Genomic DNA, 18,837 nt, shown 5'->3' on the forward strand with positions numbered 1-18,837 from the left:
TTCCAATTATTAGTACAGCACAGCGGGGAAATGTAAAATCCCAACATGCTAAACGTTACATACACAGTATTTCTCTCCATTTACGAATCAAAAGGAGCAGTAGCTAAATATACTCTTGGAGGGGGTGTTAATCCTGAATAATTCCGGACCTGTGAAGCTGCTGGGCGTAATTGCCGGAGTGGTCGTTCTGAACATTGCTATCTTATCGCCAGGACTGCTGGGAGTAGCCATCGGCGGGTCCAGTGCTCTTGAAACTGCAACAGGGGTAACCTTGCTGGTTGTCAGCCTGCTGATTGTGCTCTACGGGAGTTATACCCTGCTCTTCAAACGGGCAATTGTTCCCGCTGTCCCCTCTCTCGATTCACGGGAAGACTATATAGCTGAACTTAACCGCTACCGTAATGTGAGGGTACTGAAAGAGGATGTCGCCCTGGCCCTGGATCAGCTGGAGCGGATGGATAAGAAGAAGCAGACGCTGTTGAATGTTCTTTCCGGGCGTTTCGAGCGGACAGAGCTCAGTTTCCGGAAGTTCCACACGGTGATTCAAGACGTTGAGAAGCTCCTATACCTGAATATCCGCAGTATCTTGAACAAGCTAAGTGTATTCGATGCCGCCGAGTTCTCCCAATTTACGGGTACAATCAACTCCGGCAGATTCACAAGTACATTCATCCAGAAGAAGAACGCCTTGTTCAACGAATATTTCACCCATGTCAAAGGCTGTCTGGCAGCCAACGAGGAGATTCTGCTGAAGCTGGACCAGCTGCTGCTGGAGATCTCCCAGCTCGGAAGTGCTGATTATGACGCCGCTCTGGAGATGCCCTGCATGCAGGAGCTGACCGCCCTGATCGGGCAGACGAAACTCTATCAATAGTGAATCAGTAAGGAAAGGAAGATGATTATGGCCAGGAAAAGCAAAACATTCATCGTTCTGGGCCTCATTGCCGTGTCCGTCTTTGCGCTTGTCTACTTCGGAATCAGCCTGACCGCGAACTTGGGCAAATCCAAGACAGAGATCTCTGCAGAAGATGCTGATAAAAGGCTGAACAGGATCTATAAAGATATTAACGTGAGCAGTACCGCACCTGTAAAAGGGCAAATTGATCTTGATCCGGCAGCAGTCGGCGATTCATTGCCCGACATCTCCAAATTCCCGCTTTCTGTGAACAGTACAACGGACAGCTATGCCGAAATTTTCTCCTCGACCGAGAAATCCGGCACCGGCAACGACGGCTGGCTGAATGAAGTGGCCAATGACTTCAACGCTGCGGGTATCCTTGTGGACAGCAAGCCTGTCTCAGTCAGCATCCGTAATATTGCTTCGGGTACAGCCGCAGATTATATCCGCTCCGGCAAATATGTGCCTGACGCCTACACTCCGTCCAATGAGCTATGGGGTGAAATGGTCAAGGCAAGCGGCGTCTCTGCGGAACTTGTATCTGAACGGCTGGCCGGCAATGTGGCCGGGGTGGTCATGAGCAAGCAGAAATATGATCAGCTGGTCGGCAAATACGGCTCGATTAATGTGAAGACGATCACCGATGCCATTGCAGCGAATGAGCTTGCGATGGGCTACACTGATCCTTTTGCCAGCTCCACGGGATTGAATTTCCTCGTGACTGCACTGGGCACGTTCGACAGTACGGATCTGCTGGGGGACAAGGCGGTTCAAGGCTTTGAGAAGTTCCAGGCGAATGTGCCTTTCATTGCCTCCACTACCCTGCAGATGCGGGATGCGGCGAAGTCGGGCATGCTGGATGCCTTTGTGCTGGAATATCAGACGTATGTCAATGCGGCGGATCTGACCAGCGGGTATGTGTTTACTCCCTTCGGGGTACGGCATGACAGTCCGCTCTATGCACTGGGTGATTTGCCAAAAGAAAAGCTGGAGATCATCCGCAAGTTCGCCGAATTTGCCGTGCAGGACAAATACCAGACAGCAGCCTCGGACAGAGGCTTTAACGGTCTGAATGATTACAAGTCCGAGCTGGCTCCGGTGGACGGCTCCCTCCTCTCCTCAGCCCAGAAGCTGTGGAAGGAGAAAAAAGACGGCAGCAAACCGATTGCCGCAGTATTCGTAGCTGATGTATCAGGCAGCATGGCCGGCGAACCGCTGAACCGGCTCAAGGAATCACTGCTGAAGGGCCAGAAGTTTCTGGGCAAGGACAACAGCATCGGGTTTGTCTCCTACTCCAGTGATGTGACGATTAATCTGCCGATCGGCAAATACGACACCAATCAGCAGTCCATGTTCGTTGGGGCGATCAATAGCCTGCAGGCTACCGGGGGGACGGCTACTTTTGACGGAATGGTCGTGGCCATGAAGATGCTGAAGGAGGAACTCGCGCTGCACCCGGAGATGAAACCGCTGATCTTCGTGCTTAGCGACGGGGAAACGAACGAAGGACATTCATTGGATGAGATCAGAGGATTGATTGAGAGCTACAAAATCCCCGTGTATACAATTGGATATAACGCCAACATCAAGGCGCTGGAGAGCATTTCAAGCATCAACGAGGCGGCTAATATCAATGCAGATACTGAAGATGTGGTCTACAAAATCGGCAATCTGCTCAATGTGCAAATGTAAGTCCCATAATCCCGAAGGAGGGTTCCCATGTCATTCTCAATGGAAATTCCCAGATCTGAGAAGCTGAAAGAGGCCGTCGAAGAGCAGGTGCAGCCGGAGCCGGAGGAAGTTACGCAGCTGAAGGAACAGGCGGTCAATAATGTATCCAATATTCTTGCCTTGGATTTCGATTCACTGGAGAAACGTAAATCAGTGCTGCAGTCGATTGACAGCTTCGGGATGGGCACCATGCGCTCCTCTTCGGAGAAGAATTCGCTCCTGCAGGTATCTGTAGGTAATCTCTCCAAGACCGGTGATGAAGGCGGCCAGGTCGCCAAGGGATTAACAGAGCTGCATCTGCAGCTGAAGGATCTGGACCCGAGTGCAGTTGATTTCGCCAAAAGCGGCTTCCTGGGCAAGTTCTTCCATCCCCTGCGCAATTACTTCGCCAAATACCAGAAGGCGGATAGTGTCATCTCCGATATCATTCTGTCTCTGGATAGAGGCAAAAGCGTGCTGAAAAATGATAATACCACCTTAGAGATTGAGCAGCAGACTCTGCGGGAGCTGACTAAACGGCTCAAAAAGGAAATTCAGCTCGGCATCCTGATGGATCAGGAGATCGAGACGCAGATTGAGGCGGCTAAACAGCGCAGTGAAGACGAGGATAAAATCCGGTTCATCACCGAAGAAGTCCTGTTCCCGTTACGTCAGAGGGTAATGGATCTGCAGCAGATGCTGGTGGTCAACCAGCAGGGGATTATGGCCATCGAAGTCGTCATCCGCAACAACAAAGAGCTGATCCGCGGTGTGGACAGAGCACGGAACGTTACGGTATCTGCGCTCAAAATCTCGGTTACGGTCGCAAGTGCCTTATACAATCAGAGGATCGTGCTCAAAAAGATCGAGCTGCTGAACCAGACCACCAACAACCTGATCAGCGGCACCTCCAAAATGTTGAAGGACCAGGGCGCGGCCATCCACAAGCAGTCGCTCGAAACCAGTATTTCCGCTGACACCTTGAAGCAGGCGTTCACGGATGTCCTCTCTGCACTTGATTCTATCAGCACCTACAAGCAGGAGGCCCTTCCCAAGATGCGGGAGACGATCAACCAGTTCCGGGAACTGGCGGATAGCGGCGAACAGCAGATCCGGCGGCTGGAAAAAGGCAGTACGCTGGGGTTATAGCACTACTGTTGTCAGCTTAAAATAAAGGATTGGACTGAGCTCCGAAATCAAAACAGCGACAGTCAAGGACGCTATTTCCTGTCCTTAGCTGTCGCTGTTTTGATAGATAACGTTTAGCGAACTATATAATAATTATAATCCTGTAGGCATTCCCCCCCAAGATTGGACATGTCTGTACCCCAAAAGTGTATACTGTTGCACCCACCGCAAGAATTGGAAACCGCGCATGAAATACCTGGAACTTGAGTAACTAAACGGTACCGTCGCTCTTCAGCGCTAGACTATAATCACCTCCTACCCGAAACAGCTGGAGTAATAGGCAGGCGTTACCGCCACAACGGAATACCGTCAGTACGTGATACCTCAGAAGCCGGCTTCATTTAGTTTAACAGGGATGCCAAATTCCATTTCCCACTGTCCTGCCGTATGGTCAAGCGAGTTGGGGAAGAAAATTTCCAGGGCTGGTCTCGAGACGTCCCATACATACGGGCTTAGAGGAAGCCACTCGGTGGAGACTAAGTGGAGCAGATCTCTCACCCTATCCGGTCTGTCTTTCAACTGCACAAGGGCGTACTTGCCACCGGGAATCGTCCGGACACCCAGATCGCCAGTCGGTGTCATCCGGTGCTCCGTTGTAATACAAGCATCGTACCTGTGTCTGCCATCCGGCGTGATGTAAGGGTCGTCTAAGATGAGTCCGACAGTTAAGCTGTCTTTATTCAAGGCTTCTCTCGCGACCAACCATGAGGCTACATGCTCAAAGAGCCCTGTAATATCCGAATTAATCCTTCCTTCATTGATAGTACCCCTATATCGGGCATAGATCGTATTCATCGGAGCAAGGCTCCGAATCTCGATCGGAAGCTCTGCCAGCTTGCAGGACAGTTCGGTGGACTTTTCTAAGGTGACTTTAGTCCTAAACCGTTCTGCGATCGTCCGCAGACGAAATCTGTCCCGGTATTCAGAAGCGCTCAGACCGGTATGCTTGCGGAATACTCTGCAAAAGTGGGCCTGAGTTTGCAGACCGCAATCCAAGGCGATATCAGTTATACTTCTACCTGGATGAAACAATAACAGCTTAATTGCCTTCTCAATGCGGATCCGCTGGATAAACCCGTGCACATTCTCATCCATCACCGTTTTAAACACCCGATGAAAGTGATAGGGTGAGTAGGCACTCACGTCCGATACTTCTTCAAGGGTTAATGGCTCCGTAAGATGCTCTTCCATGTAGTTGACGACATGGTTGATCCGGTACCGATATTCCAATTCCAAGGCTTTTGCTGCCACTATCCGTTTCCCTCCTTTCCTTTTTCCTATTCATAGATTCAGTCTTTTTTTATTATAGCAAGAATTGTTAATTCGTTAGCAAGAAATTGGAAGACGATACGCGCCCATTACACTACCATAAGGGAGTTCGAATTATAAATTTAAGGGGTGTGTTACTCTATGAACAAATTATTCAGCTTCGCTAAGCTGGCCATGGTGGCTGGGGCATTTTGTCTGATACTTGCCACTTCCGCTTGCTCTTCCGAAAAGTCCTCAACCTCTGTGCCAACCCTCAACAGCTCCAAGGTGATTAGCTTGCCTAATGGGGAGTGGCAGATCGGCACTCCAGATCAGGTTGAGATGGATTCCAAGGAAATCGAGGCAGTGATGCAACTTGCCAAGGGATCGGCGGTTCTTTCCATGCTTGTTGTTAGAGACGGCACAATCGTCTCCGAGTATTATAAGGATGGCATGCCGGATTCTATGCTGGCTGTAAACTCCATCACTAAGAGCGTGACTTCGCTCTTAATCGGGATAGCTATCGATAAAGGCTATCTGAAAGGAATTAATGAGCCGATCGAGGCATTTTTTCCCGAATATAAAGATTCGTTCGATTCATCAGCTAAGAAATCCATTACCATAGAGCATCTGCTCAGTATGACAAGTGGCTGGCATTTCCCGGAATGGACTGAGTGGAACTATATGCTCAAACCAATGACAGAGACCAAGGATTGGAACCAATTTATACTTAGCCAATCAATGAATGACGCCCCAGGTATTATTTGGAACTATAATACGGGCGGTTCCCAATTGCTGGCGGCGATTATCAGAAAAACGACTGGAAAATCCGAACTTGATTTTGCCAAGGAGCATCTGTTAGGTCCTCTCGACATTAATAGTGTAGAGTGGCCTAGTTCACCGGACGATTCGAATTCAGGTGGTTTCGGACTGAAGATGGAGCCAAGGGATCTAGCGAAGATTGGCCAATTGGTGCTTAACCATGGCATATGGAATGGTAAACGCATTGTATCGGAGGCATGGATCCAGGATTCGACCACTCCGCATTCGGAGGGAAATGCGAATTTTGGAAATTATGGCTACCATTGGTGGATGAATCAGTACAGCGGACACAAGGCCATTTTCGGTATGGGTTATGCTGGCCAATATTTGACCCTCGTACCTGACCTTGATCTAGTAATTGTCGTAAACTCGGCTTTCTCCAAGAATCCCCAAGATACCCTCCTCCCCATTCAGTTTATCGAGCGTTTGGTCAAAGCCGTGAGAACAGATTGAGGAAATCCTAAGAATCGCTCTACAACTTTCATTCGTTTGAACCGGGATGGAACAGCCAACCAAGAGGCAAATAATCAAGAATGTTATCCAAGGTCATTTTTTTCAAGTGATAGTCAATACTGTCATGAGTTATTTGTACAGATTGCTCTTCGATTACGTATTATTCTATAAAACATTCCATTATTCTGCCGATTCCCCCCAGCGCTCCAGAGGTAATAAGAAGACAAAGGGGGCTGAGCTATGCGTTGCCATAACACGAAACCGCGGACTTCTGTACAACCTATCATCTGGTTATTGTCTCTCTTCTTCCTGCTCTTAAGCTGCGCCACCTGGTCTCCCCGGTCCTCAGCAGCCGGCTTCGCCGCTTCCTGGCCCTACAAGGCAGATGTTATACATAGCCAGCAGATGGTTGTTGTCGAAGCGAAGTCCATCCATTCTCAGACTGGCCAGCTCTCTCTTTATCAGAAAGCTGGCGGGCAATGGCAATCCGTCCTCTCAGAAATTCCCGTCACCTTAGGCAGCAAGGGCATCGGCAAAATCAATGAAGGCGACGGGCGGACCCCCTCCGGCATCTACCGCCTCGGCTCAGGCTTCGGATCAGCAGCGGATCCCGGCAGACTTCGTATCTCCTATACAAGAACGTCTAATCAGGATTACTGGGTCGATGATCCGTTCTCCAGCCAGTACAATCAATGGGTGAACTATGCCGGCAATCCGGATCAGCGCTGGCGGTCTTATGAGCGGCTCCAGCAGCCCCTATATAAATACGCTGTCATTCTGAAATACAACGATGATCCGGTTGTGTCCGGCAAAGGCAGCGCTATCTTTCTGCATATCTGGAGAGCCGCTGGCAAGCCTACTGCCGGCTGCATTGCCATGTCGGAGTCTAATCTGCTTCAGCTGATGAGGCTGCTTAACCCTGACCTATCTCCGGCCATTGCTATTGGCATATCCGGCTGACACAAAACCAGCGACTTTTTTAGCAAATATTGGTTTGTATATCCTTCCGTACTAATGTATATTTATACAGCTGCTGTAATGAATATACCTGTGCCAAGGAGGGATACCACGATGCATTTTCTGGATATAAGCCAGTTCACCGCTGAGCAGATCCTTGAAATATTTGAATTAACCGATCAGCTTCGTTACAGAAGCCCGGAGCCTTTACTTGAAGGAAAAACGATGATTCTGTTCTTCCCTGACACCAGTCTGCGGACCCGGATCAGCTTCGAGAAAGGCATCCGGGACCTGGGTGGAGCGTATATCACATTTCCGCCGGAAGCCCTGGACAAGAAAGAGTCTCCCGGCGATATGATCCGCTATCTTGAGAATTGGGGTGACGGTATTATCGCCAGGCATCCGGACTTGTCCAAGCTGGAGGCCTTATCCTCCCATGCCTCTATTCCTGTAATCAATGCCATGACATCACATAATCACCCCTGTGAAATTCTGGCTGACCTGTACGCATTGCGGTCCACAAGGGACAACTACCGGGACCTAACCTATACCTTCGTAGGCCCGGCAGGCAATATATCCAGAACCTGGATGGAAGCCGCCAAGACCCTGAACCTCTCTTTCAATCATGTATGCACGGCTGGAAAAGAGATGGGAACAGATACACCTAACTATAAATATCACACCAGTCTTGACAGCATTCTGCCGGAGAGCGACGTTATTCTTACCGATTCTTTGCCAGTGACATGCCTGACCCAGGAGTATCTTAGCGCCTATCAAATTACCCTTGAGCGGATGAGATGTGCCAAACCGGAGGCGATCTTAAATCCTTGCCCTCCCTTCTTCCGCAATGAGGAAGTAAGTGAAGATGCGATTGCTTCGCCTTATTTTTCCGGATTCGGATTCAAGAAAAGCCTGATCTATCTGCAGCAGGCCATTCTTATCTATTGTTTGTCCCGTTAACTGCAGGACCTGATTAATTCTGTTCAATTAATAATGGGCTTAAGGGCAGTTTTCAGATAGCTTTCAATTCGAGGTGTGAAGCGGTCATCCGAGGCATCAAGCATAGGCAGCAGCTTCTGGATTATTTGCAGAATACGGCTATCCCCTGGCCCCTCCAGCAGCACATTCTCATAGGCTTTTTTAAGTGCAGGGTCAACAGCTTCATCCTCATAATCATAAGCCGGAGTGTTGTCCGTCCCATAGAACGTTCTCGACACTGCGTATCCCAGTTCAGTTTGGACAACGCTGACCCGGTTGGACTTCGAATATTTCTGGACAAAATCCTCCATGATTACCGCCCTGGCAATAACCTCATCCCACGTAATGACGATTCCGGCATCGTAGGTCGCCGGGCGGTTGCTCTCTGTGGCCATGAGATCTATATAGGCGGCAATATCTTTTGCAATATACGGTTTAAACGCTTTGAAGCCCTCATAATGCATAATAGGATAATACATTCCCTCACTGGTCTCCATTTTATAACCCATGTCTCTCGATTCTATTAACAATTTCCGGATATTGGCCTCCTGAACCGAGCTCAACAATCCGCTGTATGTTAGCCCGCTCTTGGCTGCAGCTCTATCAATTACTTGCTGGACTTGCTCCGGGTAGAGTTTCTCCGCGAAAGTGTCAAGCCGGGCTGCCTGTGCATTCTCCAGCTGGAGCGTCATTACAGTAGCATACCAGGAGCCCGCTTCACCGATATGATTGAGCAAATAGTTCCGCGCCTGTATGAGGCTGGCGGGATTCTTAATGTACTTTTGAAACTGGTTATACACGGCCTCCTTCTGTGAGAATGCTGCCGCAGTGGCCTGAGGTGTAGAATTCCCTGCGAATATGCTGCCAAAGATCAGAACTAGGCTTAGTAAAGCTCCTTTACACCATACCGGCAAATTGAAATGTAATCTTCTCATCTGCTAACCTCCCGAAGAATAGATGTCTGTCTGATAGCTGAACTTAAGTTTAGCTATTCTCTTATTACCCGATTACCAGATAAGATGGCCCCGGATGACAGAATTTGAGCTGTTTGCAGAAACTGGCCGCATCGCTCCAGGCGGATAATATTTACATACCGGCTGAGGTGTGAGAAGATATCTTTTTGTTTTTTGGCAGAAAAAGTGAGAAAGATCAGACCGTCCGCACGTCTTATAAGTAAATACGTCCATTTGGAGGCAATAGATGAAGGAACAAGACAATGCCGAAATCATAATTGCCGAGGTGCTGGCCGGAAATCGTGAGGCCTTTGCTATACTGGTAGACCAGTATAAATCCGGTTTATACCGTCTGCTGTTGGGCATCGGTGCGAGCCATCAGGATGCGCAGGATCTGGCGCAGGAGACTTTCATTCAGGCCTATCAGAAGCTGCGCAGCCATAATGAACAGTCCAGCTTCGCCGCCTGGCTCTACGCCATTGCCATCAACCTGTTCAGATCACAGAAGCGGCGCAAGGCATTCTCTTTCTCGGGGGGCTCGATTCTGGAGGAGAGGGATCAGGCTCCAACACCTGAAGAGCGGTATATGATCAAGGAAAACAAGCTGGAGCTGCAAAAAAAGCTAGCCCGGCTTCCGGAACGCTACCGGATCGTGCTACTGCTGCGTTATACCAATGAATTGACCTATGAGGAGATTGCCGCCATCACGGGAATTACTTTGCATCAGGTGAAGAACCGTCTGCACCGCGCCCGCTTGAAGCTCAAAAAACAATGGCCGAAACCGAAGGAGGATTCCAATGAAAATATCGGATTACCGCACACACGATAATGTGGCAGATGAGGAAATGCTGATGTCTCTGTCCGGTTATGATGATCATCAGATGGATGAGGATTTCACGGGGCGTGTTATGGAGCAAATCCGCCAGACGGAGATTTTGCCCGCATCAAACGGGTCCATGGCTGGCTATACCAGCAATCCCGGCCGCAGAAGGTTCCGGCGTAATGTACTATGGGCAGGTTTGGGTACAACTGCCATTGCGCTGGCGGTCCTGCTGTTCCTGCTCCCGGACTTATCTGCTCTACAGCAGATCCAATCCGCCAAATCCCAGCGGCTGCTCATACTGCCTTCGGAGTGGAGTGACCATCACCTGCTGGAAGCCATGAAAGCCGGGGTAGTGAAGCTGCCTGATATTGAGGTCACGGATCAGGGCTATACGCTGACGCTGCAAGAGGTTGTTGCCGACCCGAACCGGATGATTCTGAATCTCAGAATTACCGATGCCAACGGGCAGCCTGATGAAGAAATGATGAATATGTTTGATATCACCCAGCTGCAGCTCCGTAACGAGGAAGGGCTTGAAATTGGAGACCTGCAGGGCATTAATCATATGAGTACTAAGCTCGGCCCCGATAAGTTCAGGATTGAATATCTGTTATTAACCTATAATTTCAAAGGAGAACAGCCCGGGGATACCGTATTCATCGAAGGGAAGGTTCATGAACTGATGCTGGACTACAAAACCAATGATAGGATTTCGGGGAATTGGAGCTTCAGTTATGCTGCAGACATGACAACCGCCAATGCTCTGACAGTGAACACTGATTTGAATAAATACAGCTACACCACACCTCAAGGGCTGGAAATTCTGATGAAAGGCATCACGCATTCTCCTGCAGGTGCCAAAATTGAATTCAGTACCCTGCTGAAGGATGAGCTGGCCTCCCAAGTTCCGGAGAACCGCAGGGTTAATCTGGGTGTCAGGTATCATTTCGAGAATGCCAACGGTCAAATTGTGGGATCACTCATTAATAGTAAATATGGCGGAATGTCTGAGATAAACAGAGTCGGTCATGATCTCCAATTGAACTGGAGTTATTACTTAACGGAGCTTCCATATCTCAGCGAGCCTATTTATTTCGTACTCGACGGCTTCTCCATCCCTGTTGAATCGGATGATTCATTAACGTTCAATCCGGCGCTTCTGAAGACGCAGCCTGCTGTTTTTGCAGCAGAGGGCGATATCTTGAATGTGAATAATATAAAAATCACTGAGACTCAAACCTTGCCGGGTCTGTCGGCCTGGATGGCTGTCAGCGGCAAATTCAGCAATGAATTCGATATGGACAAATGGATGGCCCGCGACGGCAATGGCACTGAATATGATGTAATCCGCTGGGTTTCCTACCGGGAGGGGGATCTCGTTACCTTTGGCGGGAGTAGTGAGAACGCTGATCCTATGTATCTGATTGTTGACGGTATGAAATCCATCCCGAAGGAGCTGACGCTAATCCGCACAGTCACAGACAAACTCTTCAATGACGCCGACTGGAGCTTCGAATTGCCTCGCTCGGCAGCAACTTCACAATAATTTCCGCGTCTATTCCTAATAATAGGGATTCCTCATCCCAATAATAGGAAATGGATGTGAATCTATGAACCGCAGTATTAGGTTATTCTTGCTATTGCTTGTATCCATTGCCGCACTCGGCGGCTGCAGTTCAGAGCAGACTGGTTCACCTAAGCCTTCTTCCTCATCCGCTGCTCCCGGATTCACGGGAACGGTGCCCACAAGCACACCTGAACCTGCCGTTTCCCCGTCTGCTGCTCCTGGAATTACCGTAGCCCCTGCTGCGGCGGCTGTGCCGGATCCGGCAGATTCCTTCCGGGGTGTCCGGCTTGTCAGCAAACAGGGAGAGGTTATACGAGAATGGGCTTCAGCAGCCATTAACTTGTTCCAACCGGTAAGGACCGGCCTGAACGAACAGCAGCAGTTGCTTATCTACCACATCGGCAGTGAGCAGCCTGAGCTTCTGGCGGAGGACGGAAGCATAACATCCTGGCCGGCGCCGCAATGGTCCGGTGAGGAACCTCCCTACGGTAATGACTACGGCAATGATGTGCTCTATGCCGACCGGCTGCTGAATGATGAGATTTTTGCCGTCAAAGGAAACCGCACTTTATACCTGGTGAATATTACAACCGGAGAAGCCAAAAAGCTGTATTCTGCCGAGCGGCCGGTCTATGGCCTCACCGCATCCCCGGATAACAGCCAGGCTGCCCTGCTTGTTGCCTCTGAGCCGTATATAGGTCCTGACGCCGATTTGATTGTGCTGAACCGCAAGGGCGAAGAAGTATTCACCAAATCGAGGGCCAGCGTTCAAAGCCACAGTGACGGATTTCTGTTTATTTATCCGATGGCCTGGAAAGATCCCGGTATCCTCACAGTTCCGGTCAGCGGATATGAGCAATATGGCAACGGTGGAGTAAATCTGGTTCATACCGATACTGGGGTAACCGAGTTCTTGGAGAAGCCTTCCCTTCCCGCTGACCTGGTGCTTCTCTTCGAGGAATCCGCCGGAAAGCTGAAATTCCCTGAAGAGCTGCACTTCCTCCCCGAGCCTGGAGACCAGCCCGCGTATTATGCGGTTCAAGGCATGAATTCGGATATCTGGCTGCTTAATCAGAAGACCCGGCAAGCCGTGAAGCTGGAGAGGGGACGTCTGCTGAAATGGACCACTGACGGCAACCTGCTGATAGGCAAAACCTCAGGGGAACTGCTGGAGGCCTATATAGGAACAGATTCCTTATAACATGCAGTCTTTTCGATACCGTATCTACCACACGCAATAAAAGCGGGGATCAGCCTATGCGCCGGTCCCCGCTTCCCTGTGTTCACTACAAATTTATATTTTCTCATCCCAAATCTTCCGCTCATTCTCCTTCACCAGCAGCTCAGCCGCCTCGGGGTAGACCGTCCGGAACGGATGATGTTTGGCTTCGATGACCTCCACCATTTTATCAATCATTTCCTGGGGGTCCTGCTGCAATGCAAGCATTGCGGCACCTTTTAGCATATCCGCGCGTTTGGTGAAATTGACTTTCTCGTCATACCATTTCTCTTTCTCTTCAAACATCAGCTGACGAAGATAATCTTCCCCTTCTTCTTGGCTACGAATTTACGGGCAACCGTCTGGGCCATCTCCAGTGAGCTGAATACATTAGTCTCAAAAACCCGGCGGACATTCTCCAGCGGAATCTCCGCCAGTGGCCCGGCTTCCCCGATACCTGCGTTAGCTACATAGATATCAAAATCATAGGCTTCCAGCTGGCTGCGGTCCAGCTTATTGTTCACATCCAGCTTCAGCACCTCGAGCTCCACGCCCTCCGCCTTTGCCGCATTCCGCGAAGGGCGGCTCGGTTACATTTTCTCATTCGTGCAAGCCTTGGGACTCTTTCCATCACTCGTCAGACTATATTTCCTTTCCTTACCGTAGGATTACCGCCTTTCAGCATACATAAGAACGCAGAATCCCCTAGCAACTTCCTTGATAACTTTAATGTTATAGTTAATAATTGGTTCTTTAGATTTATATTCCATATTGTGAATCTCTCCGATATCTTATTAGGACAGTATTTACTGTATACCACACTGCCAAAGAGGAGACTTCACATGAACGCTTTAAAGTTATTATCCAGAAAACTAGGTTGTATTCTGCTTGTACTGTTACTGGTGACCATCGGTACAGCCGGCGCCAGCCGGACACAAACAGCTTCAGCGGCAACAGCAGGCAAAGCATATGTGTATTATGTATCCAATGAAGTTCTATATCGTGTAACGACAGACGGAAGCGAAACACAGAAAATCGCCGAGAATTTCGATGGCAACGGATTAATGTCGACAGGTAAATATCTCTATTTTTACTATGAGAGCATCATGGGTATACAGCGCCTGTCATTAACTGATCCCGATGCCTTAATCACCAATTTTAGCGGAGATCGCAATATTGTCTATTTCCTGATCGATGGTGACTTCCTGTACTTCATGGATGACACGGGCAGCATCTACCGGACTTCAGCCAATGCTGAAGATGATACCCAGCTTACGCGGGTCGCAGACAATGCAGATGCGAACTTCCAGTGCTTCGACGTCCTGAATGGACGAATCTACTATAATGCCTTGAAGGATACAACCACTACCTGGGTAGCTTCTAAGCCTAGTGACGGGAGCGGAGCCATTCAATGGATCGCCAGCGGAGCTATTCAGGATGCCAGTTTCATCCACCCGTATGGTGCCAGCCTAAACCTGATGATTGACACTATTTCTGGTGAAACAGAATATTCCCTTAATTCTAAGGTGCTCTACACGCTTCCCTTAAGCGGAGGGGCTCCCAAAGCAGCCAATGCCAAAAGTCCGCTGGATTCAAATGAAGTGTACGCTGGCACCTGGTCCAATAATTACTTCCTGTTTAACAAAGGGATTAAACTTGATGCAAAAGGAGAGAACAATTTCAGCACTGGCAAAGGCTTCCTGATAGACAAAAACGGAAAGATCCTTCAACTTAGCCAGAATAGTGTCCTAAGCATCAGCGAGTTAAGCAATACCAAACTGGCATATGTGGATTCCAAGGGCAAAGCATATATCAGCACTCTTGCAAATGGCAAAATAGCCTCATCCAAGGCACTTGCACTGACTAATGTTATCAATGTCCAAACCGTAAAGAATGGAACCACGCTTACTACCATTTTTTATACCAAAACCGATGCTTATGTACTGAATGCCGATTCAACACTGACCAAGATGGCGGGTGTAGAATCTGACTACTCCGTAATTACAAACGATATCCCGGGTATATATTATATTAACGCTGGAGACAACGATTGTTTGTACCGGTTCAGCAATGACGGTAAAACCAAAACCAAGCTTTCGGCTGGCCCGGTAACTTTTATCGGCTTGCTCTCCACACATTAAATACCAGACCATGACGGAGCTTCTATTTGAAGCCCTGGTTCAGAAGAAAAGACCATGCACTGATATAACAGCTGCATGGCCTTTTTTTTCATTTAAATATCAATTCACACAAATAACCGTATCCCGTCTGAAAAGTTCCGGAGCAAGCCGCAGACTTCTTCCGGCTCCGCCATTCATCATTTCAATCAGCAATTCAGCGGCAAGCGTAGAAGGCATTCTGAATTAGCCCGGTTTAGGAGCGTTTCCCGTAGGCCTTGCCCTCTTTTACCGTCTGCACATGATACATATTTACTGTAGTACTAATGATATATGCAGGCTTCTCCTGCCCTCTGCTGTTCTTGTGGCCCTGAAGATGCGCGTCGCTCTTCTCCCAGTTCTTCCAGGCTTCCTCCGATTCCCAGCGGATCAGCAGGAGAACCTCTTCATGCTCCTTACTCTTCTTATTGACCATCACGCTGACATCGATCAGCCCGTCCATTTCCTCCAGTGCCCCCGGTTTGCTGAAGCGTTCCACTACGGCGCTACTGTTGCCTTTTTCTACAACGATGGATCTGGTTTGCACGTACATATTGATCTATTCCTCCTGAGAATGCTGCTATAATGCAATGAAGTTCGGCTATAGCGAGCTAAATTTTAATACTCTCATTCTAATTGATAATCGTTATCATTTCCAGCCAAGCTGCAGCACAATAGATAAAGTTTATTTTATAACAGATATCTCACTAGAAAGAATAGAACTTCCGGTATAAAGTTTTAATAGTTGTTGTTACCCAATACGCATAGAAAGCAGGCAGAGTATCAGATGAACATCGAAGTTAAGCTTACCGGGCTTAATGAAGCCTATATCATCAAAAATATGTACCCGCTCTATCTGCATGACTTGTCGGGACATTACGGACTTGTGGAAGGGCATACCCCTAACCGGCATGGTATATTTGAGGATGATGACGATTGCCGCACACTTGCGGACCAGTTCGAAGTACAGAATATCTGGTGGGAGAAACCCGGGATTCTCTACCCTTTTCTGATCATGGTGAATTCACTGCCGGCCGGGTTCGCACTGATTGCCACTCCGCCGCACTGTGCGCAGGGGGTTAATTATTTCGTGAATGACTTTTTTCTGCTGCAGCCCTTCAGGGGGAATGGCATCGCGGAGCAAGCGGCTGTGGAGGTGTTTGAACGGTTCCGGGGCGAATGGGAGCTGTTCACCAATCCGGCGGCGAGGAATATAACCGGTCAGAAATTCTGGCGGAAGACAGTCTCCCGCTATACGCAGGGTCAATATACAGAGCGCACCGGAGAGACGTTCGACGGAAATATGCTTGCCTTCCGGTTTAATAACCGTGCTTTACAGGCTGATTGTTAACTCCACTATTTCTGGCTACCCGTCCCCAAATTTGTTAAGCTTCCCTCTCTGTTTCCGAGTCATAAACTTGAGTAGCATTGTACTCAGCCCGAAATGAGGTGATTATAATGAAAAATATCCTGCTGGTGCAGCATTGCCAGTCCGAGCATCACATCAACAATATGACCGGTGGCTGGACAGATACTCCCTTAACTGAACTAGGCCGGCAGCAGGCTGAACGTATAGCTCTGAGACTCTCCCAGGTTGCTTCCGGAAAAGAATATGTCCTCTACTATTCCGATCTGCTGCGCGCCAAACAAACCGCAGACATTATAAATGCAACGCTTGAGTTGCCTATAATCGTAGACGGTGAACTGCGGGAGATCAACAGCGGCATTGCCGCCGGGCAAACCAGAGAATGGGCCAATGAACATAGGAATCCGCGCGCAGGCCATGATTTCGAGCTGGATTACCGGGAGTTCGCCGAAGGAGAGACCTGGAGGGAGTTCTATGCGAGGGTCAGTCATTGCATGGAACGGATTACACTGACGGAACACAATAATATTATTATCGTGACCCATGGAGGAACGATCTCTTATATCATTGCCTGGTGGCTGAAGTTTGAACTGCATATGCTGGCCCAAGCTTATTTTCCTGCCTCTGCAGGCAGCCTCTCCCGTTTGGGTCAGAATAACTTCGGTCAGCAGACACTTAATTTATTTAATGACACCTCCCACCTGCAAGGATAGATATTCCTGAGGCTCCACAGGATCCACAGCACAAGGGCTGACGCGCTGCAAATACAGCGGCCAGCCTTTTCTCATCATATTTTACGGCAGAATGGGCACGTTAATTTCCTTGGCATTCTTCCCCGTACCTGTCTTCATGATCATATTCAGGGACTTGGGCTGATCCAGCAGATTGCTGCCGTATCTCCGTTCAAACCCCTCATAAGTTCCGGAACCCAGCGTCATTCCTAGATGGACAGTTCCATATTTTGTAATCGACTGAATTTCATTCCCGTATACAGCCTCAAATATATTTTGCCTGTTCTGCCAGGTAATATCTGACTCATTCTTAATTTTAATCATCGTCCGGATCAGAAGTGGTGAGATTTCAACCTTCTCCAGTGTCACTTCGATCCCGTCGAGGACGAAGTCTTCATCCGGCTGAACAATGACAGTTTGCTGCTCTTTGAATTTCGGGTCCAGCTTGAAGCTGACCTTGAGTCTGGGAGAATAATGCATGTCGGCTACAATTGTCCCTGTCTTCGGCTGACCAAGCTTGCCGGTGTCCACAGAGGCGATCTGGAAATCCGCTTCCAGCTGCTCCGGGAACGGCTTGTTCCGGTCCAGATTGATAATGCTTCGGCCGTAGTAAATACGGTTATTGAGCAGGCCAGAAGCCGTAGCATTGCCCCCGATTCCGCCACCGTTCTCCAAATATTGTCCTGTTGATATATCCTTCATTCGTGCACTGCTGGTACCATAGACCTCCTGGCCTTCAGCCACTTCTGCGGTATACAAAAAGATAATCCGGTTCTCATCCGCTGTAACGGCATTCAATGTAATCTTATAATCTCCGCTAGCGGCACTTTGATTAATCATCTGGATATAATCATGCCGGATAGCTGAATCCAGAGTCGCCGCCTCCATATCAAAAGAATAGAGCCGTTTAAACTTTTCCAGCTCTCCCCAATTCACTACTCCAGGAGGTGCGGCAGTAGGCGATTCAGAATCGTGGATTACTGGAATGAAAAATAGGATCATTGCGGCAACCGCAGCGGCAGCCAGGCCGATAAAGGAACCTTTGGTGAATCTGCCCTGCCAGCTTCTCCTGCGTCCGCTCTCCATTCCCGTCTGAACTGCCATTCTGACCGCATTGCCTCCGGCGTCCGCTTCAGCTGCCTCGTGTATACGGACCGCATCAGACAACATCGCCTGTTCTTCCCTGCTACTGTTCATTCCATTCACCCCGGTTCTTCATAATCATCCTAAGCTGCTTCAGTCCTTTGTGCTGCCAGGTTTTGACTGTCCCTTCCGGCTTCTTAAGCAGCACCGCGATCTCGGCCAAGGTCATATCGTTGTAATATTTGAGCAGCAGCACATGACGGTATTTCAGCTTCACCTGCGAGAGCGCCCACTGCATCTCCATTGTATGAGTGCTGTTATGAATGACCGGCTCCATCATATTCTCCGCTGCGGTTGGGACTGCCCTCTTCCTTCTGCGCTGTTCGTCAATGCAGACATAGATTAATATCCGTATCAGCCAGGATTTGAACGCCTGGGGGGCCTTCAGGGTTCTTCGTTTCACCCAGGCCCGGCAGGTTGCTTCCTGCAAGGCTTCCAGCGCATCGTTGCGGTTGCCCAGATAACTGTAAGCAATATGATACAGCTGATCACTGTGCTCCATAACCGCCTTAACAAAATCCGTCTCTTCATGCGGCACAGCGGCAGCAACCCGCTTCATCTCAGCCCCGGACATCGTCATCTCTCCCTCTCCTCTCCATCACTTTTACATGAATTAGACGGAGAG

At 49.1% G+C, this 18,837-nt stretch carries 19 protein-coding genes; 12 read left to right on the forward strand and 7 right to left on the reverse strand.

Annotated elements, in window-relative coordinates:
- Positions 1–151: 151 nt before the first annotated feature.
- Genes MHI42_RS04045 through MHI42_RS04055 form a run of 3 tightly spaced genes read left to right on the forward strand, consistent with a single transcriptional unit; the run spans position 152 to position 3,757 of the window.
- Complete coding sequence (locus MHI42_RS04045) at positions 152–874, forward strand: hypothetical protein (protein WP_342422839.1); 723 nt, start codon at positions 152–154, stop codon at positions 872–874.
- A gap of 27 nt (positions 875–901) precedes the next feature.
- Positions 902–2,590 (forward strand): VWA domain-containing protein, encoded by a 1,689-nt coding sequence (locus tag MHI42_RS04050; RefSeq protein WP_342422840.1) that lies wholly within the window; start codon positions 902–904, stop codon positions 2,588–2,590.
- A 27-nt stretch (positions 2,591–2,617) separates the two neighbouring features.
- Positions 2,618–3,757 (forward strand): toxic anion resistance protein, encoded by a 1,140-nt coding sequence (locus tag MHI42_RS04055; RefSeq protein WP_342422841.1) that lies wholly within the window; start codon positions 2,618–2,620, stop codon positions 3,755–3,757.
- A 363-nt stretch (positions 3,758–4,120) separates the two neighbouring features.
- Here MHI42_RS04055 and MHI42_RS04060 read toward each other — a convergent pair whose 3' ends face one another.
- Positions 4,121–5,047 carry an AraC family transcriptional regulator gene (locus MHI42_RS04060; protein WP_342422842.1) on the reverse strand — a complete coding sequence of 309 codons (927 nt, stop codon included), beginning with the start codon at positions 5,045–5,047 and terminating at the stop codon, positions 4,121–4,123.
- 159 nt (positions 5,048–5,206) lie between these two features.
- On the opposite strand from MHI42_RS04060, the gene MHI42_RS04065 reads away from it, so the two are divergent.
- The 3 genes from MHI42_RS04065 (at position 5,207) to MHI42_RS04075 (ending at position 8,236) form a co-directional block, all read left to right on the forward strand.
- Positions 5,207–6,319, forward strand: coding sequence for a serine hydrolase (locus MHI42_RS04065; RefSeq protein ID WP_342422843.1), 1,113 nt, complete (start codon positions 5,207–5,209; stop codon positions 6,317–6,319).
- Positions 6,320–6,559: 240 nt separating this feature from the next.
- Positions 6,560–7,279: a L,D-transpeptidase family protein gene (locus MHI42_RS04070; RefSeq protein WP_342422844.1), complete on the forward strand. Its 720-nt coding sequence runs from the start codon at positions 6,560–6,562 to the stop codon at positions 7,277–7,279.
- 111 nt (positions 7,280–7,390) lie between these two features.
- Positions 7,391–8,236 (forward strand): ornithine carbamoyltransferase, encoded by an 846-nt coding sequence (locus tag MHI42_RS04075; RefSeq protein WP_342422845.1) that lies wholly within the window; start codon positions 7,391–7,393, stop codon positions 8,234–8,236.
- Between the two features lie 23 nt (positions 8,237–8,259).
- Here the strand turns inward: MHI42_RS04075 and MHI42_RS04080 are convergent, their stop codons facing one another.
- On the reverse strand, positions 8,260–9,189 hold the full coding sequence (locus MHI42_RS04080) for a hypothetical protein (RefSeq protein WP_342422846.1): 930 nt from the start codon (positions 9,187–9,189) through the stop codon (positions 8,260–8,262).
- 265 nt (positions 9,190–9,454) lie between these two features.
- On the opposite strand from MHI42_RS04080, the gene MHI42_RS04085 reads away from it, so the two are divergent.
- The 3 genes from MHI42_RS04085 to MHI42_RS04095 all read left to right on the forward strand — a co-directional run bounded on the left by MHI42_RS04085 (position 9,455) and on the right by MHI42_RS04095 (position 12,798).
- Complete coding sequence (locus MHI42_RS04085; RefSeq protein ID WP_342422847.1) at positions 9,455–10,036, forward strand: sigma-70 family RNA polymerase sigma factor; 582 nt, start codon at positions 9,455–9,457, stop codon at positions 10,034–10,036.
- Positions 10,005–11,576 (forward strand): DUF4179 domain-containing protein, encoded by a 1,572-nt coding sequence (locus MHI42_RS04090; RefSeq protein WP_342422848.1) that lies wholly within the window; start codon positions 10,005–10,007, stop codon positions 11,574–11,576. Before MHI42_RS04085 ends, MHI42_RS04090 begins: the two co-directional genes overlap by 32 nt.
- A gap of 64 nt (positions 11,577–11,640) precedes the next feature.
- Positions 11,641–12,798, forward strand: coding sequence for a hypothetical protein (locus MHI42_RS04095; protein WP_342422849.1), 1,158 nt, complete (start codon positions 11,641–11,643; stop codon positions 12,796–12,798).
- Between the two features lie 93 nt (positions 12,799–12,891).
- On the opposite strand, the gene MHI42_RS04100 is transcribed toward MHI42_RS04095, so the two are convergent.
- Positions 12,892–13,122 carry a hypothetical protein gene (locus tag MHI42_RS04100; RefSeq protein ID WP_246354484.1) on the reverse strand — a complete coding sequence of 77 codons (231 nt, stop codon included), beginning with the start codon at positions 13,120–13,122 and terminating at the stop codon, positions 12,892–12,894.
- Positions 13,122–13,367 (reverse strand): SDR family NAD(P)-dependent oxidoreductase, encoded by a 246-nt coding sequence (locus MHI42_RS04105; protein WP_342422850.1) that lies wholly within the window; start codon positions 13,365–13,367, stop codon positions 13,122–13,124. Before MHI42_RS04105 ends, MHI42_RS04100 begins: the two co-directional genes overlap by 1 nt.
- A 291-nt stretch (positions 13,368–13,658) precedes the next feature.
- Here MHI42_RS04105 and MHI42_RS04110 point away from each other — a divergent pair, with 291 nt between their 5' ends.
- Positions 13,659–14,957, forward strand: a complete 1,299-nt coding sequence (locus tag MHI42_RS04110) for a DUF5050 domain-containing protein (protein WP_342422851.1) — start codon at positions 13,659–13,661, stop codon at positions 14,955–14,957.
- Positions 14,958–15,189: 232 nt separating this feature from the next.
- On the opposite strand, the gene MHI42_RS04115 is transcribed toward MHI42_RS04110, so the two are convergent.
- Positions 15,190–15,525 carry an antibiotic biosynthesis monooxygenase gene (locus MHI42_RS04115; protein WP_039303525.1) on the reverse strand — a complete coding sequence of 112 codons (336 nt, stop codon included), beginning with the start codon at positions 15,523–15,525 and terminating at the stop codon, positions 15,190–15,192.
- A 234-nt stretch (positions 15,526–15,759) separates the two neighbouring features.
- Here MHI42_RS04115 and MHI42_RS04120 point away from each other — a divergent pair, with 234 nt between their 5' ends.
- Complete coding sequence (locus MHI42_RS04120; RefSeq protein WP_342422852.1) at positions 15,760–16,323, forward strand: hypothetical protein; 564 nt, start codon at positions 15,760–15,762, stop codon at positions 16,321–16,323.
- Between the two features lie 107 nt (positions 16,324–16,430).
- Complete coding sequence (locus MHI42_RS04125) at positions 16,431–17,051, forward strand: histidine phosphatase family protein (RefSeq protein WP_342422853.1); 621 nt, start codon at positions 16,431–16,433, stop codon at positions 17,049–17,051.
- Positions 17,052–17,132: 81 nt separating this feature from the next.
- Here the strand turns inward: MHI42_RS04125 and MHI42_RS04130 are convergent, their stop codons facing one another.
- Complete coding sequence (locus MHI42_RS04130) at positions 17,133–18,266, reverse strand: DUF4179 domain-containing protein (RefSeq protein ID WP_342422854.1); 1,134 nt, start codon at positions 18,264–18,266, stop codon at positions 17,133–17,135.
- A complete protein-coding gene (locus MHI42_RS04135; RefSeq protein WP_342422855.1) occupies positions 18,256–18,792 on the reverse strand; it encodes a sigma-70 family RNA polymerase sigma factor in 537 nt (178 codons plus the stop codon). Before MHI42_RS04135 ends, MHI42_RS04130 begins: the two co-directional genes overlap by 11 nt.
- Between the last annotated feature and the right edge of the window lie 45 nt (positions 18,793–18,837).

It is taken from the genome of Paenibacillus sp. FSL E2-0178, assembly GCF_038593005.1.
Lineage (GTDB): Bacteria > Bacillota > Bacilli > Paenibacillales > Paenibacillaceae > Paenibacillus_AQ > Paenibacillus_AQ phytohabitans.

Coding starts and splice junctions, on each gene's coding strand:
- MHI42_RS04050 (WP_342422840.1), top strand. CDS start 902: ATGGCCAGGAAAAGCAAAACATTCATCGTTCTGGGCCTCATTGCCGTG.
- MHI42_RS04055 (WP_342422841.1), top strand. CDS start 2,618: ATGTCATTCTCAATGGAAATTCCCAGATCTGAGAAGCTGAAAGAGGCC.
- MHI42_RS04065 (WP_342422843.1), top strand. CDS start 5,207: ATGAACAAATTATTCAGCTTCGCTAAGCTGGCCATGGTGGCTGGGGCA.
- MHI42_RS04070 (WP_342422844.1), top strand. CDS start 6,560: ATGCGTTGCCATAACACGAAACCGCGGACTTCTGTACAACCTATCATC.
- MHI42_RS04075 (WP_342422845.1), top strand. CDS start 7,391: ATGCATTTTCTGGATATAAGCCAGTTCACCGCTGAGCAGATCCTTGAA.
- MHI42_RS04080 (WP_342422846.1), bottom strand. CDS start 9,189: ATGAGAAGATTACATTTCAATTTGCCGGTATGGTGTAAAGGAGCTTTA.
- MHI42_RS04085 (WP_342422847.1), top strand. CDS start 9,455: ATGAAGGAACAAGACAATGCCGAAATCATAATTGCCGAGGTGCTGGCC.
- MHI42_RS04090 (WP_342422848.1), top strand. CDS start 10,005: ATGAAAATATCGGATTACCGCACACACGATAATGTGGCAGATGAGGAA.
- MHI42_RS04095 (WP_342422849.1), top strand. CDS start 11,641: ATGAACCGCAGTATTAGGTTATTCTTGCTATTGCTTGTATCCATTGCC.
- MHI42_RS04100 (WP_246354484.1), bottom strand. CDS start 13,122: ATGTTTGAAGAGAAAGAGAAATGGTATGACGAGAAAGTCAATTTCACC.
- MHI42_RS04110 (WP_342422851.1), top strand. CDS start 13,659: ATGAACGCTTTAAAGTTATTATCCAGAAAACTAGGTTGTATTCTGCTT.
- MHI42_RS04115 (WP_039303525.1), bottom strand. CDS start 15,525: ATGTACGTGCAAACCAGATCCATCGTTGTAGAAAAAGGCAACAGTAGC.
- MHI42_RS04120 (WP_342422852.1), top strand. CDS start 15,760: ATGAACATCGAAGTTAAGCTTACCGGGCTTAATGAAGCCTATATCATC.
- MHI42_RS04125 (WP_342422853.1), top strand. CDS start 16,431: ATGAAAAATATCCTGCTGGTGCAGCATTGCCAGTCCGAGCATCACATC.
- MHI42_RS04130 (WP_342422854.1), bottom strand. CDS start 18,266: ATGAACAGTAGCAGGGAAGAACAGGCGATGTTGTCTGATGCGGTCCGT.
- MHI42_RS04135 (WP_342422855.1), bottom strand. CDS start 18,792: ATGACGATGTCCGGGGCTGAGATGAAGCGGGTTGCTGCCGCTGTGCCG.